Genomic DNA, 16,036 nt, shown 5'->3' on the forward strand with positions numbered 1-16,036 from the left:
CCTTACATCTGTTTGCGTACGATCATATATTCATCACCCAGGCGGTAATAGGGACAGTCATAAAAACGATCCTCCATAAAGCGCGCCATCTCATCCTCATCCAGGTTCACTTCGCACACATAGCACTCATAATCCTCATCATACTCGTAATACAGACAGCTTTCACAGCTTCCCTGCTGCTTTTTCTTTTTCATGGATACATTCCTTTCAGGTAAATGTTTTCTCAAGACCATTCCCTGCTTTACACGATCTACTTTTCCGGCGCCGATGTTCTGGGCGGTAAAGCTTGAAATTCCGTTGCCAAGCGTAGTGAAGCTGGTAATGGTAAAGGTATTCAGTTTAATTGCCGCGGAATAACCGGCAATCACAGAGGAACCAAAGGAGTTGATCAGTCCCTGCACAAAAATATTGCCAATGGAGACAAAGCTCTGCTGCAAAATACTCGGAATCGCAATGTGCGCGATCCGCTTTAACATATCTGCGGAAAAGTACTCTGCTTTCTTATCTGTCTTAATCTGCCTCAGGCGTTTCACCATGGTAATGAGTGCCAGCACACAGGCAATGCCCTGGGCAATAAAGGTTGCCCACGCCACGCCGGCTCCCCCCCAGTGCAGGCCTGCCACAAACCAGTAATCCAAAAAAATGTTGCCAAGAGAAGAACCGATCAGGAAATACAGCGGCGTTTTCGAATCGCCCAGCGATGTAAAAATACCGGTTGCTACATTATATAAAAACAGAAATGCAAAGCTTCCGATATAGATCCGCAGATAGAGATCGCCCAGATTAAAAATATTATCCGATGTCTGGATCATGCGCATCAGAAAACGGCTTCCCAGAAGTCCGAGTCCCGTCAGAACAACAGAAAGAACCGAAGCAGAAATCAGCGTCGTGTACACAGAAGTCTTCATCAGCTCATAACGCTTTGCGGATTCCCCTCAGTCAGGTCTTTCATCACAATATATTATCCTCACATTCCGTAAAATCTGAAGCGGCACTGCCTGAAAAACGACGTTTGCGAGCACCGCGCCTTTAGAATGCTACCACTTTTTGGAGAATTATGCAATCCGGTTTTTCTGTTTTCACGCCGGATCAGCATTGGATAGCCTTCTGCATGGTCATGGAATAGATCCATTTTTCCCGGACATTTTTTCGGGTCAGCTGGGTCAGCGCCCTGGCATAATAGTCCAGCTGTTTCTGATAATGATCCAAAAGGATTCGGCTGCTCCGGATCCGGTCTGTCTTGTAATCCACCAGGATCAGCTCTCCATCTTCCTCAAAATACGCATCAATGATACCCTGTATCACCACCAGCTCGTCGCTGTCCACCGGCCCGATCTCCCGCGCCGGGATACCCATGACAAATTGCTGTTCTTTATGAAGTTTTCCTGATGCCTGGGCCTTAGCCATGCGTCGTCCTGTCTCTGAGCAGAGGAAGGTCCAGAGCACAGTGCTGTCTACCATCTGCAGACTCTCTGACGTATACTGCTTTTCTTCCACAAACCGCGTCAGCCAGGCATCCACATCTTCCAGACTCCGGATCCTGTCAAAGGGAAGAAGTTCCAGCGCACGGTGATACGCACTGCCGCGGGCAGCTCCGGTCCCGGAATCCACAGATGCGTCCGATGCTTTTTTCACAGGCTCAAATGGTACCTCCGACTCATCATCGGCGGGCTGGCCCATTTTTTTCACTTCTGATACCGACATCTTACTGTGCAAGGTTACATCTGCCATGTAGGGATAGACAAATTCCAGGTGTTCTTTCAGCTGCATTCCAAAATCTCTGTCGTACTCCTGTTTCGTATCAAACTCCAGAAGCACATCCTTTGCATTCCTTTTCAGTACCTGACGCTGCAGCTCACTGCCAATAAATTCCATGACCGGAATTTTCCTCACCAGAATTCCCAGTCCGTTTCCGGTTTGGCCGGTACACATAAGGATCCAGTCCAGAAAGGAAGCCGCACCGGAAAGAATGGTATAGGGAATCTGTCCGTTCGCAAGCGGAATCTGGCTGTACTTTTCCAGAGTCTTCCCGAGGCTTCGGTCTGTTCCGGTCATGATCAGCTTTTCCTTTGCCCTTGTCATGGCAACATAAAGCACACGTAATTCCTCTCCGAGACTGTCCAGCTCCATCTTCCGTCGCAGTACGTTTTTCTTGATCGTAGAAGTTTTCACCCGATGCTCTGCATCCAGATAATCGGCGGCAATGCCAAGTTCCGGATCGATCAGGACTTTTCCGTATACATCCTGCCTGTTGAACTTCTTTCCCATTCCTGCCAGAAAAACAACAGGGAATTCCAGTCCTTTGCTCTTATGGATACTCATGATCCGCACGGTGTTATCTTCCTCTCCCACTGTGGACGCTTCGCCGAAATCGGAGTTATATTTCTTCAGATTTTCGATATAGCGGATAAAATGGAACAGCCCCTTGTAGCTGGTTTTCTCATATTCCGACGCTTTCTCCACCAGCATATCCAGGTTCGCCCGTCTGGTCTCTCCTGCAGGCATCACCGAAACATAATCATAATAGCCTGTTTCCTCGTACAGCCGGTAAATCAGCTCATGGATCGGCAGATAGGAAGCAAGCAGACGAAACTGCTCCAGCTTTTCAAAAAAACCATTCAGGCGTTTCCAGCGCACAGCAGCTGCGTAGATACCGCGGTCCTGCCCCTTATCCGCGCAGCTTCGGTAATCTGCCATCATCGTTGCCAGTTCCCGGTCACTCATGCCAACCACCGGTGATTTTAAGACCGCTGCCAGAGGAATATCCTGCATGGGATTGTCGATCACTGCCAGCATACTTAACACGGTCTCCACTTCCAGCGTATTAAAATACCCCATACGGGACTCCGCATACGCCGGTATTCCTTCATTTAAAAGAATCTGCAAAAGCGTCTCCGTCCAGCCCGCAGTACTGCGCAGGAGAATCACCATATCGCGAAACTGGGCCGTTCGATAGCCTCCGCCCTCCCCTGCTTTTTTATCCCATACCAGAAAGCCATGCTCCGGATCTGTCATCTCCCTGATCTTTGCAGCGATCAATTTCGCCTCCAGTTCCTTTGCGGTGTAATCTGCCGTTTCCTCATCCAGTCCTGCCAGAGCCTCATCTCCGGTGTCGACCATAAGAAGCTCTGACAGGCCGCCCACTCGTTCCGGCTCCGCTGCCTCTGCAAAGACCGCGCCGGGATGCAGGGCCGCATCCTCCGTATAGCAGATATTTCCGAGATTTTCCGTCATGATCCGGTAAAAGATATCATTGATCCCGGTCAGCACCGTATCCCGGCTTCGGAAGTTCTGATGAAGCTCGATTTTGAGATCCGGGCCGTTTTCCTCCGGTTCAGACGGATAGGCATGGTATTTTTCCAGAAACAGTTCCGGTCTTGCCAGGCGGAAGCGGTAAATGCTCTGTTTTACATCCCCCACCATAAACACATTGTGCTGGCCGAAACGCTCACGGGAAACTGCCTTCAACAGCTCCTCCTGTACCAGGTTACTGTCCTGATACTCATCCACCAGCACTTCCCGGTACTGCATGCTCAGTTCATCCGCCGCGTCCGTATAGATGTGTGTTCCATCCTCCCGGACCTGGATCAGCACCTTCAATGCCTCATGCTCCAGATCGTTAAAGTCTACAAGATTTTTATCCCGCTTCTTTGCCTGAAACCTCTCCGCAAACTGTTCTGCCAGATCTAACAGCACTCCCGTTGCTTCCCTGGTTCCCTCCAGATCGGCAAACATGTTTTCCAGCGTGTCAAACGCATACAGCTCTTTCATTTTTTTGATGGCAGTCTTCACCCGGTCACGGCATCCGGTCACATAGGCCTTTTTCTCCGGATCAACTTCCCTGCTCCGCACTGCAGCAAGCCTCCCAAATCCGGCTTCGGTAAGAAGTCCGTGAAAGGCAGTGAAATCTTCCGCCTCCGAAAGTCTCTTTAACAGAAACACATCTTCCAGAAATGCCGGCTCATAGGCACAGAGAAATTCATCATCCCGGCAGATATCACTGGCATCCTCCATCTGAATCCTCAATTCTGCCGCCTGGCGTTTTAAATCCTGAAGCAGAAACTCCATCCACGGGCCCGACTGCTCATCTGCCAGTTCCTTCCGACAGTCTGCGATCCACTGCTCTGGATAGGGATTGCTCTGGGAAAAATGGTAAACCTGCATGATGTAATCTTCAATTCCGGCATCCGTCTTTCCCTGGGCAAAGGTCTCAACAAACTGTTCAAAACGGCTGCCGCCAGAAGCGTAAGCATCCTCCAGAAGCTCAGCCATAACATCGGCCCGCATAAGAAGCAGTTCACCCTCATCACCGATGCGGAATGCCGGATCCAGGTCCAGCAAATGAAAGTGCTCCCGGATCACATTCAGGCAAAAACTGTCGATCGTGGTGATCTGGGCATGATGGACCAGTGTGGCCTGCATCTGAAGATGGCCATTCTTCGGATCCTCCCTTAATCTCTGCTCTATGGCCGCCGCGATCCGCTCCCGCATCTCTGCTGCCGCCGCATTGGTGAAAGTCATAACCAGAAGTTCATCGATTCCGGCCGGGTTTTCTCCCTCTGTCACCATGCGGATGATGCGCTCTACCAAAACCGCTGTTTTTCCGCTTCCTGCCGCCGCGCTGACAAGCAGATTTTTTCCGCGGCTTTCAATGACCCGGCTCTGCTCCCTGGTCCAGTTTACTGCTGCTCTCTGCATATTTCCTCCCAGATTTCCTCTGTTTTCCGGTTTTTCCACCGGTTGAATTCATAGCCGGATGTTTTCCGGTCAAACCCGCAAACTGCATGATATGGACAATAATCGCAGGCGGTGCGCTGGCCGTTTTTGTATGGTGCCACACCAATCTCACCATCCAGGATTTCCTGTCCTGCTTCCTTTAATTTCCGGTGCACAAACTGGCTTAACCGCGCAAAGCGTTCCCGGTTTGCCACCGAAGAACGTCCTGCCTGTACCTCACCGTCTTTTAAGACTACCGGGATCACATCTGATTCCTTCTCAATCGTCCGGTCCAGATGACGGACCACTTCCAGCTCGCTGTTTACCAGACCGTTCATGCGAAGCTTCTTCAAAATCTCCGCATCGATCTTCTCCGGATCAGGCTGGCCCTTTTTCTCTGCCAGCGGATCCGCAATGTTGTAATACAGAATGCCTGCCGGAACGATTTCTTTATCCGGATAATGATGCTGTGCCATCTCTGTCACTGCATCCATATAAACCACCAGCTGGAGCTGCAGGCCATAGTAAAGTGCCAGCAGATCAAATGAAGTGCTTCCGGATTTATAATCAATGATCTTGACATAGACCTTTCCGCCATCCTCACAGACATCCATACGGTCAATCCTTCCGCGCAGATGCAGAGCCTCGCTCTCTGAAAGAGCAATCTTCATGGCACTTAGGTTATCTGCCGCAGAGAAGGATACCTCAAATCCGGTCGGAATAAAGTCACCTTTTTTGATCTGCTGCTGCAGCGCCCACACCGTCCGTTTTGTGATCTGCCCCACCCGCTGGGCCAGATAGCGATTTCTTGCCGAACTTCCAAGAATGGTATTTCCATAGTTTTCTGTCACGGCAGCCACACATTCCTCCACCAGCATATCTCTGGTTTCATTCGTCATGGTATGCCAGTCATACTGTTTTTCCTTCACCCTGCGAAAACACAGATCAATGGACTCATGAAACAACGTTCCAATATCGGAAGAAGCCAATTCAAATCGTTTCCGTTCCAACAGCTCCAGACCATACCTGAGAAAATGACTGTAGGCACAGGCAGCATACTGCTCCAGCCGGGTCACGCTGCCGCTTAGGATTTCCCCGTACAGAGCCTTTGCTACCGCATGGGAAATGCCCTGTTGCTCGTAAACGAAAAAAGCTGCATCCATGAAACGGCGCAGAATCTTCTGATTGTCTTTTGAGGACGCAAACCAGCGGTATAATTCCAGAAACTGCGCTTTTTCCTCATCCTGCTCCAGTTGTCCGTCCCGGTATTGTCCCAGTTTCGTGGACAGTCTCTGCTTCGCCTCTGCCACAGAGTAAATTTCAGAATCCATCTGCGTCTCCTGATCCGTCAGAACCGCATCCGGGAACATGGCCCGCAGCTCCCCAATGAGAAAGGATGGACGACGACTCTTTCCGTCTGCGCCGGTACGACACCAGGACAAAATGAGCTGCTTCGATGGCTTGGTCATCATCAGATACAGATAAAACCGCTGCTGGAAGCTTTCTTCCCTCGCGGTGGGGGCCAGTTCCAGATGATGCTCTCCCAGGAAATCCCTGTCACGGTCTGAAAGCAGGCTTCCCCGCTCTTTTCTTGCCGGTACGATTCCATCGTTGACGCCGGCAAAAAAGAGCACCCGGATATGAGCCAGACGTGTTCTGGTAATGTCCCCCACCACAACCCGGTCTGCCACTGCCGGAATAACACCTACCTTCAGCTCCGCAAAGCCGGCATCCAGAATTTCCAGATACTCTTTCCGGCTCACGCGCTCCTCTCCCAGAAGATCTGACAGGCGCTTTAACAGTTCCGTTACAAGACCGTACACCTGGCCATACTCCTTTGCCAGTCGGTGTTCCCCGATTTTTGTAAAATACTCCTGATAGCTTTCCAGCTGTTCCTCTGCCCTGCAGTCTGCAAGCAGCGTAAGCACCGCTTCTGTCATGCCTGCTATCGTCAGATCCGCCTGACGGAAACGCTCCTGCATGGCAAAAAGAGGCGCCAGCACCCGGTCCTTAAAGGCATTCACCTCTGTCACATTTAAGTCCCCGGCACCCCGGTAGGTCCGCTCCCAGGTTTCCCGGAATCGCTTTCCTCCGCGGATTCCCATGGCCAGGATATAGTTTTCCAGCCGGTCCACCATCGTACGCTCCTGACTCACCAGACCGGTACGCAGATAGCGCATGACACTCTCGTAAGAGAAGTCCTGGCGTACTGCCTCAAGAGAGGCCCGGATCAGTTCCACGAGACAATTATCAAGTACATTTTTCTTGTCATCCATAAAATGCGGGATCTGATTCTGGGTAAACTGATGCGTGATTTCTTTTCCGTATCCTGGAAGATCCCCTGTGATGACCGCGATCTCCCGATAGCGGGCTTTTCCCTCCTGTACCAGCCGCTGGATCTCATGAACGATATGACTGACCTCACCCGATGGATTGGATGCCTGGAAAAAGACGATACTGTCTGTAGCTTCACCGGTATACGCAGTTTCTGTCCCATAACGGAACAGATTCTGCTCCAGCCAGGCAAGCTCCGGACGCCGGGCAAACCGGCGGTTTTTCTGTTCGCCAAGTATAATATCCGGCAGTTTTTTCACCTGATTCTTTTCCGCAATCTCCGACAGGCGGACTGCCATCTGACGGCTCATGTAAAACAGGTTCTGAATCCCCATTTTCCCGTAAATACCTGCCGCTTCGTCGGCCGTCACCGTTACATAAACCTGCTTCGCGTAAACCAGAAACAGCTCCGTCAGCCGGTACTGGACCGGTGTAAACCCTGTGTAGCCATCCAGGGCAATGACGCTGTTTCGGATCAGCCCTGACTCCGGGATCAGCCTGCAAAGCACATCCAGTACCTGCTCTGTCGTAATGTAATGCCCTTCAATATATTCCTGAAAGCTCTGCTCTACCAGGGCCAGATCTTCGAGCTTCTGCCTTAACAGCGGAGACCTGGCTGAAGGCGCCATCTCCCGCAGTGCCTCCGGTGTGATGCCATATTGATAAAACTCGGAAAGCATGGATTTTAACTGTCCTACAAAGCCTGGTTTGCTCAACTGTCCGCCAAATAAGACCAGCTGCCGTTTCTGGGCCGCAGCCACCTTGCGCAGCACCATGGACTTTCCCATGTCATCCAGCACAGAAAGCTGTTCCACCGCCAGCTCCTCAAAAATCCGGTAGGCCAGGCGGGCAAAGCTCACGATATCAATATTCATGGTACCGTGGTTCGGATGCCGGGTCACTATATCCTTCTGGGTCTGCATGGTAAACTGCTCCGGCACGATCAGAAAATACTGCTCTTGTGGATGTTCCATGGAAAGGCGGATCACTTCGTCGTACAGATATGTAGTTTTTCCGGAACCGGAACCGCCCAAAATCAGCTGCAATGCCATATGCTCTTTCCCTTCCTGTATCTAAATTCTGTTCTGAATACGTATCTTTCAGTATAGCATAAAAGAGAATCCCTGAGAATAGATTATAACAAACATTCCCGGAGGTCTCCCATGAGCTCCAAAACCAAGATCATTGTCCTTCGAATGAAAGAGATCATCTACACCGCAATCTTTGTTGGTCTCGGGATCCTTCTGATCCTGCTTTTGCTGGTGATGTTCCGCCCAGGAAAGGAGAGCACTCCTGCCTCCGCAAAAGCGCAGTACATACCAGGCATTTACACCTCCTCCATTACTCTTGGTACGCAGGAAATCAATGTGGAGGTATCGGTAGACGCAGACCGGATCACCTCCATTACCATGACACCACTCAGTGATGCCGTGGAAACCATGTACCCGCTTATGCAGCCATCCTTAAGCAATCTCACCGATCAGATTTTAACCGCACAGTCTCTGGAACATCTGACCTATCCGGAAGAAACCCGCTACACATGCCAGGTGCTCTTAACTGCTGTGAAAAAGGCCCTGAAAAAAGCTGCGCCCACAGTCTGACCGTTTCCGGTCAGACTGTGGGCGCAGCTTTCTGTTATGGCAAAGCCTTATGCTTCAGCCTGGTCCTGTTTCGTTTCTGTATCGGTTTCTTCTTCCGGATCCGCAATTCCCTTACAGCGGCGGAAGATCTGCATGAATTCTTTTCCGGTGATGGTCTCCTTTTCAATCAGAAAAGCAGCGATCTGATCCAGCACATCCCGGTTCTCCGCAAGCAGGCGCTTTGCCTCCTCATAAGATTCTTTCAAGATCCGCATGACCTCATCATCTACCGCGGCAGCGGTTGCCTCTCCACAGTCCATCACGGTGCGTCCGGAAAGGTACTGATCCTGACGTGCAGCCAGCCCCATCAGCCCGAACTTATCAGACATACCATACTGGGTTACCATGGCGCGGGCAATACCGGTGGCCTTCTCGATATCGTTTGCGGCGCCGGTCGTCACGGAATGGAACACAAGCTCCTCTGCCGCCCGTCCCGCCAGAAATACAATGATCCTGGCTTCCAGCTCCTTCTTGCTGTTTAAGTATTTCTCCTCCTCCGGCACGTTCAGAACATAGCCAAGCGCCCCCATCGTCCTCGGTACAATGGTGATCTTCTGCACCGGCTCCGCATCCTTCTGCAGGGCACTTACCAGAGCATGCCCAACCTCATGATAGGAAACAATGCTGCGCTCCTCTTTGCTGAGAACACGATCTTTCTTTTCCTTACCCACAAGAACAACTTCCACGGCATCAAACAGATCCTTCTGGCTCACGGCATTTCTCCCATTCTTGACTGCCAGGATAGCTGCCTCATTGATCATGTTTGCAAGGTCCGAACCAACCGCACCTGCGGTTGCCAGCGCAATTGCCTGTAAATCTACTGTTTCATCCAGGGAGACATTCTTGGCATGTACCTTTAAAATATCGACCCGGCCCTTCAGATCCGGGCGGTCTACAATGACGCGGCGGTCGAAACGGCCCGGACGCAGGAGGGCCGGATCCAGCACCTCCGGACGGTTGGTGGCTGCCAGGATCAAAAGACCCTTGGAAGTATCCATTCCATCCATCTCAGAAAGCAGCTGGTTTAACGTCTGCTGCTGTTCCGATTCTCCTCCACCAGTTCCCCCGCTTCTGCTGCGGCCGATGGAATCGATCTCATCAATGAAAATGATGCAGGGGGAATTCTGCTGCGCCTGCTTAAAGAGGCTGCGGACACGGGAGGCACCCACGCCCACATACATCTCCATGAAATCCGAACCGGACAGAAAGAAAAACGGAACCTTTGCTTCTCCTGCCACAGCCTTGGCAAGCAGTGTCTTACCAGTTCCCGGCGGGCCCACAAGCAGGGCACCCTTCGGAAGCTTTGCACCGATATGGGTATATTTTCCCGGATTATGCAGGAAATCCACCAGCTCGACCAGGGATTCCTTTGCCTCGTCCTCACCGGCCACATCTGCGAATGTGACGCCGGTCTCCTTCTGCATGTACATCTTGGCAGTGCTTTTTCCCACACCACCCATGCGCTTCATCATGAAATTCATCATGACAACAATCAGTACAAACGGAAGGATAAAACTGAGCAGAGACTCGATCATGGCCATGCTGTCCTGGCGCTCCCTGCGGATCTCAACACCGCCCGCCAGCAGCCGGTCTGTCAGTTTATAGTCCCGCTCCACCGGAACCGTATAGGTTTTTAAGATTGGGTTATACTCCCCGGAGTCTTCCTTATACTGAATATCAATCTGGGTGTTGCGGATGGTGACTGCCTCAATGTCTCCGTTTTCCAGCTGGGAAACGAACTCGTCGTAAGTAATCTCCTTCTGACTTTTGTCAATCATGTAACTTCTCATAAAAGCCGCGATCGCAAAGGTGATAAATACCGCGATCAGGACGATATAAAACTGGTTTTTTGGAAATTTTCCGTTACTTCCGTTTTCACCATCCTGCGGCTGATTGTTCTGCTGTTTATCCATAAAAGAACTTTTCTCCTGTTTTTGCATTTATGAACCATTATAAAGGCAGTCTTTCCATAAATCAAGGACAGGTCACTTAAAAAAATAAAGTTTTAAAAAAACATCTGGATTTTGGAATAACAGCGCTGTATAATAGTTCCGTTATTTTTTCGACAGTTCTTTTGTTACACACCCCACATAATACAATTATCATAAAAGGAGGTTTTTCCATGCCTGTAAAGTATGTTTTCGTTACCGGCGGCGTTGTTTCCGGCCTCGGTAAAGGTATCACAGCTGCATCCCTTGGGCGTCTGCTGAAAGCGCGCGGCTACAAAGTAACCATGCAGAAATTCGACCCGTACATCAATATTGATCCGGGTACCATGAACCCGGTCCAGCATGGTGAGGTTTTTGTTACCGACGATGGCGCCGAGACCGATCTGGACCTTGGCCACTACGAGCGCTTCATCGATGAGAGCCTGACCAAAAACTCCAATGTCACCACCGGTAAGGTATACTGGAGCGTACTCCAGAAAGAACGCCGCGGTGATTTTGGCGGAGGTACCGTTCAGGTCATCCCGCATATCACCAATGAGATCAAGAGCCGCTTCCACCGCAACTATTCCACCACCGATACTGAGATTGCTATTATTGAGGTGGGCGGAACCGTCGGTGATATCGAAAGCCAGCCGTTTTTGGAAGCTATCCGTCAGTTCCAGCATGAGGTCGGTCATGAAAATGCCATTCTCATCCATGTCACCCTGATTCCATATTTAAAAGCATCCGGTGAGCTTAAGACCAAGCCGACCCAGGCCAGTGTAAAAGACCTGCAGGCTATGGGCATCTGGCCGGACATTCTGGTATGCCGCAGTGAACATCCGTTAGATGATGGCCTGCGCGGCAAGATTGCCCTCTTCTGTAACGTTCCAAAGACTCATGTACTCCAGAACCTGGATGTAGAGGTCCTGTACGAAGCACCGCTTGCCATGGAGGAGGAGCATCTGGCTGAGGTTGCCTGCCAGTGCCTGAACCTTCCGTGCCCGGAGCCGGATCTGGCTGAGTGGCGTGCCATGATCGACGCATGGAAGCACCCGGAGAAAGAGGTAACGGTTGCCCTGGTCGGCAAATACATCCAGCTGCACGATGCTTACATTTCCGTAGTTGAGTCCTTAAAGCATGGCGGTGTTGCAAATCGTGCCAGCGTCAACATCAAATGGATCGACTCTGAAACTGTAACACCGGAGAATATCGGTGAGCTTCTCGCTGATGTCAGCGGCGTTCTGGTTCCAGGCGGCTTCGGCTCCCGCGGTATCGAGGGCAAGATTCAGGCTATCAGATATGCACGCGAACACCAGATCCCGTTCCTGGGTCTGTGTCTTGGCATGCAGCTCTCCATCGTGGAATTTGCGCGCGATGTCGTTGGCTACTCTGACGCACACAGCGCCGAACTGGATCCTTCCACCGCGCATCCGGTGATCCATCTGATGCCGGATCAGGACGGTATCGAGGACATTGGCGGCACCTTACGTCTTGGCTCCTATCCATGCGTCCTGAACAAGGATTCCAAAGCTTATGCACTCTACGGTACCGAAACCATCCATGAGCGTCATCGTCACCGCTATGAGGTCAACAATGACTACCGTACCGTACTGCAGGAGCACGGCATGATGCTCTCCGGCATCTCACCGGATGGCCGCATCGTCGAGATGATCGAGCTGCCGGATCACCCATGGTTTGTGGCTACACAGGCACACCCGGAGTTAAAATCCAGACCGAACCGTCCACATCCTCTGTTCAAGGGCTTCATTGAGGCATCTCTGGATTATCAGGAAAAGCATAAATAAAACACCTTACATTTTTCTGAATAATCGTGAAAACCTCTTGAATCCACGTTTTCACAAGGTTATACTGAATTATGAAAAAAACGATTACCGCTGACAAAAGAAAGGATGTTTTATTATGAAAATAAAGCGTTACGTTGCTGCAGCTGTCACTGCAGGTGTATTAGGAACCGTTACCCTTGCTACCGGCATCACTGCTCTGGCAGCCACCGGCTGGGTACAGAATGGAAGCTCCTATGTATACTATGATACCGACGGCACCTTACATAAGGGCTGGGTACAGACTGGCGACGGTTACTACTATATGGATCTTTCCACCGGCGTAATGTCCACCGGCATTAAGAAGATCAATGACAAATTATACTACTTCGGTTCCAACGGGATCATGCAGACCGGCCTGATCCACGATGCCGCATCTGACAAATATTACTACGGACAGTCCGACGGCACTCTGGTCATCGGCTGGCTGAATCTGGATGGAAGCTACTATCACATGGACAACGATGGTTCCCTTGGAACCGGCTGGAAGACGATTGACGGTTCCAAATACTACTTTGATCCGGCCTCCGGAAAATGCATGCTGAACGTGGCTATGCCGGTTGACGGCAACTGGTTCCTTTTCGGTGAGGACGGCAAGATGCAGACCGGTTTCCACAACGTCAACGGCGCAACCTACTACTTCGATCCGTCAAACGGCGTCATGGTAGCAGGCACCACCAAGACCATCAGCGGTGTAAGCTACACCTTCAATGCAGACGGTACCTGCACCACTACTCTCTCCGGCATTCCGTCCCACACTACCGGTTCTGAGAGCAGCAGCCAGCAGAACCAGCAGTCTTCCCAGGCAAGCGCTGCAGATGATGAAAACGGCAGACAGAATGTCGTTGTAGCTGGTTCTTCCAGAAGCTGACATTTATACTAACCCACATGCATAAAAATACCAGATCCCGAGTTTTTTCCGGAATCTGGTATTTTTGTTTTCTGTTTCCTTGTCAGTCACTGTATGAATCCACCGTTCCTGCGCATACTGCTGACAAAGGAGATGAATTTCATGAAAAACAACATGCTGCAAAATCTTGAAACCGTCCGAAAAAAGGAGCTGCCTCCGGTCAGACCGGCAGACAGCCCCGTAAAAATTCCTGTACATGACCCGTATGGAACCGATGATCCAGATACGCTGACTGTCCGGGCCGCATCCGTTACCGACTGTACGGGCCTGATTCCCTCTGGCACCGATTCCGACGAAGTTCTGGAATCTTATGCTGAGATTTATCATTATCCTGCAGATATCTTTCACGGATCATGATAAACCATACGGACTAATAATTTCCTTTTTTCAAAAGTTTCCGCAAATAAGAAAACGTTGTCTTTTCTCCGCGCTGCTTCAACATGATGAGGATCTTTTCCAGCTCTGCCTTTGTCTCAGTATGCATGGCACTGTTCAGATAAGGGCGTTCGCGCTGATAATACTCCCACGCTGACGCATCAGTGTAATCTTTTCCCCGATACACCTTACAGGCCGCAATGCGGTCCATAACCATCTCCACCAGGTAATTGACCGGCATCTTTGCTCCGGCAATGCCCTGACTGGTTCTGGAAAAATCAATCCAGTATTCGAAATGATGCTTGTTCCGGCCCTTGTGGTGGAGCCATGCGGAAGAATATCCTTTTTCTTCCCGCTCTGCCGCATTTGGGCTGCGGTCCCCCTGATAATAATGGACTCCTGTCAAAAATTCTGCCGGACTGTACTTGGAAAGATCATGCAGCAGTCCCTGTTTAAACAGCCCTACTCTGAAACAATTCTGCATAACCAGAAGCTTATGCTGTGTAATCGTAAGAAAATGGTGCCATGCCTTATGCTCCATCCTTCCAAACCTCCTGATATCTCGTATAAACGTTTCCTCTGTCTATCGTACCGCTTTCTCCAGCAGCCCTTTCAGTTCTTCCACTGTCACCGGATAATTTTTATTACAGAAGTGGCAGTTCATCTCGATGGTCTTGCCTTCATCGATCATCTCCTGCAGTTCTTTCTTTCCGATGCTGATCAGAGCCTTCTCGATGCGCTCTCTGGAGCAGTTGCAGGCGAACTGAGTCGGGATCTTATCAAGAATTTCCAGACCGAAATCACCCAGAATGTGCTCTAAGATCATCTCCGGAGTATTGCCCGCATCCAGCAGGGATGTGATGGATGTAATCTCTTTTAGGCGGTTCTCCAAAGTGGAAATAACCTCCTCAGAAGCGCCCGGAAGCAGCTGTAAAATAAATCCGCCTGCCTGGCGTACGGTATTGTCCTTATTCATCAGCACGCCCAGGGCCACGCTGGAAGGAGTCTGCTCAGAGGTTGCAAAATAGTAGGTTAAATCCTCCGCGATCTCACTGGTCACGAGAATCGTCTGGCCTACATACGGCTCCTTTAAACCAATATCCTTGATGACACTTAACACGCCAATACCAAGGGCACCACCGACATCCAGCTTTCCTTTCTCATTCGGAGGAAGCATAACCTCCGGATTGTAGGCATAGCCCTTGACATCACCTTTAGAATCAGCGGTTACGGTTAAACCTCCGATCGGGCCGTCACCTTCGATCTTGATGGTGAGGATGTCATCTGCGCCCTTCATCATGACGCCCATCATGGTGCCTGCCGTCAGAAGACGTCCCAGGGCTGCCGTTGCCACCGGGCTGGTATTGTGAGCCTGGCGCGCAAACTCAGTCAATTCTTTTGTCGTAGCGGCAAAGGCGCGAATCTGGCCCTCTGCCGCAGTTGCTCGGATAATATAATCAGACATACTGTCGTTCCTCCTTTTGTTGTAAGCTTACTTTCCGCACTCCCGCACAACAAAGTAAACCCGGTCGCTGTTTTCCTTCACCGGCTCTCTGGTAAAGGCATCGTATACAGCTACCAGCTCCATGCCGGCCTCCTTCACAGCCTTAAGCACCTCACTGATCTCAAAGGCCTTCTGGTAATGAGTTTCTTCGTATTTGGAATAACGGCCATCCTCGTCCCGGATAAACAAAGTCAGGTCATATTCATTGACCATCTCACCTTCGTCAAAATAATTTTCCCAGATAAAGCTGCTCTCTTCCCGGTTTTCCGCAATGGTCTGTTCACCCAGCTGTTCCCGGTATTTGTACACGGTATTCATGTCAAAGATGAAAATCCCCTTCGGATCCAGATAATTGTTTGCCAGCCTTAAAACCTGTACCAGATCTTCATAGTCTTCCAGATAGTTCATGGAATCGCAGATACTGACAATGGCACGAACGGTGCCGTACAGTTCAAACTCCCGCATATCCTGTTGAAGGTACAGAATCTGCTTCGGGTCTTCCATCTCATGCTCCAGCGCGATCTCCAGCATCTCCTCGGAAAGATCTACGCCGATCATGTCGTAGCCCTCCGCAGCCAGCAGCCGTGTAAGCTTTCCGGTCCCGCAGCCAAGATCCAGGAGCAGGCCGTCTGATATGCCATGTTCTTTTAAAAGACCGGTCACATAAGCGCACCAGTCCTTATAGGGAATATTGTCCATGAACAGATCGTACACGGACGCAAAACCTGTATATGCCTCCACGTTTGAAACCTCCTTCTATCGGAAAGAAAAGCAGGAATGTTTTT

At 50.6% G+C, this 16,036-nt stretch carries 11 protein-coding genes and 1 pseudogene; 4 read left to right on the forward strand and 8 right to left on the reverse strand.

Annotated features, from left to right (window positions below; translation table 11 throughout):
• Nucleotides 1–2: 2 nt before the first annotated feature.
• The 4 genes and pseudogenes from DW819_RS16125 to addB form a co-directional block, all read right to left on the reverse strand.
• Nucleotides 3–476, reverse strand: a complete 474-nt coding sequence (locus DW819_RS16125) for a DUF6472 family protein (protein WP_347560185.1) — start codon at nt 474–476, stop codon at nt 3–5.
• Nucleotides 477–500: 24 nt separating this feature from the next.
• Nucleotides 501–914: pseudogene (locus DW819_RS16130) on the reverse strand (MATE family efflux transporter); the annotation flags it as partial.
• A gap of 175 nt (nt 915–1,089) precedes the next feature.
• Complete coding sequence (addA, locus tag DW819_RS07025; protein ID WP_118732694.1) at nt 1,090–4,698, reverse strand: helicase-exonuclease AddAB subunit AddA; 3,609 nt, start codon at nt 4,696–4,698, stop codon at nt 1,090–1,092.
• Complete coding sequence (gene addB, locus DW819_RS07030; protein ID WP_118732695.1) at nt 4,680–8,102, reverse strand: helicase-exonuclease AddAB subunit AddB; 3,423 nt, start codon at nt 8,100–8,102, stop codon at nt 4,680–4,682. The genes addA and addB overlap by 19 nt, the downstream gene beginning before the upstream one ends.
• Nucleotides 8,103–8,213: 111 nt before the next feature.
• Here addB and DW819_RS07035 point away from each other — a divergent pair, with 111 nt between their 5' ends.
• On the forward strand, nt 8,214–8,651 hold the full coding sequence (locus DW819_RS07035) for a hypothetical protein (RefSeq protein ID WP_118732696.1): 438 nt from the start codon (nt 8,214–8,216) through the stop codon (nt 8,649–8,651).
• Nucleotides 8,652–8,698: 47 nt separating this feature from the next.
• On the opposite strand, the gene ftsH is transcribed toward DW819_RS07035, so the two are convergent.
• Entirely contained in the window at nt 8,699–10,603 is a 1,905-nt protein-coding gene (gene ftsH, locus DW819_RS07040) for an ATP-dependent zinc metalloprotease FtsH (protein ID WP_118732697.1), read from the reverse strand.
• Nucleotides 10,604–10,812: 209 nt separating this feature from the next.
• Here ftsH and DW819_RS07045 point away from each other — a divergent pair, with 209 nt between their 5' ends.
• The 3 genes from DW819_RS07045 (at nt 10,813) to DW819_RS07055 (ending at nt 13,729) form a co-directional block, all read left to right on the forward strand.
• On the forward strand, nt 10,813–12,426 hold the full coding sequence (locus DW819_RS07045; protein WP_118732698.1) for a CTP synthase: 1,614 nt from the start codon (nt 10,813–10,815) through the stop codon (nt 12,424–12,426).
• A 115-nt stretch (nt 12,427–12,541) separates the two neighbouring features.
• Entirely contained in the window at nt 12,542–13,333 is a 792-nt protein-coding gene (locus tag DW819_RS07050) for an N-acetylmuramoyl-L-alanine amidase family protein (RefSeq protein ID WP_118732699.1), read from the forward strand.
• A 141-nt stretch (nt 13,334–13,474) separates the two neighbouring features.
• On the forward strand, nt 13,475–13,729 hold the full coding sequence (locus DW819_RS07055) for a hypothetical protein (RefSeq protein ID WP_118732700.1): 255 nt from the start codon (nt 13,475–13,477) through the stop codon (nt 13,727–13,729).
• A gap of 13 nt (nt 13,730–13,742) precedes the next feature.
• On the opposite strand, the gene DW819_RS07060 is transcribed toward DW819_RS07055, so the two are convergent.
• From DW819_RS07060 to DW819_RS07070, 3 genes are read right to left on the reverse strand one after another with little or no spacing between them, the layout of a single operon-like run.
• Nucleotides 13,743–14,288, reverse strand: a complete 546-nt coding sequence (locus tag DW819_RS07060; protein ID WP_118732701.1) for a DUF5662 family protein — start codon at nt 14,286–14,288, stop codon at nt 13,743–13,745.
• 42 nt (nt 14,289–14,330) lie between these two features.
• Nucleotides 14,331–15,212 carry an Hsp33 family molecular chaperone HslO gene (gene hslO / locus DW819_RS07065; protein ID WP_118732702.1) on the reverse strand — a complete coding sequence of 294 codons (882 nt, stop codon included), beginning with the start codon at nt 15,210–15,212 and terminating at the stop codon, nt 14,331–14,333.
• A gap of 27 nt (nt 15,213–15,239) precedes the next feature.
• Nucleotides 15,240–15,992: a class I SAM-dependent methyltransferase gene (locus DW819_RS07070; protein ID WP_177304691.1), complete on the reverse strand. Its 753-nt coding sequence runs from the start codon at nt 15,990–15,992 to the stop codon at nt 15,240–15,242.
• Between the last annotated feature and the right edge of the window lie 44 nt (nt 15,993–16,036).

The organism is Clostridium sp. AM33-3, from assembly GCF_003480315.1.
In the GTDB taxonomy this organism is placed as follows: domain Bacteria; phylum Bacillota; class Clostridia; order Lachnospirales; family Lachnospiraceae; genus Brotaphodocola.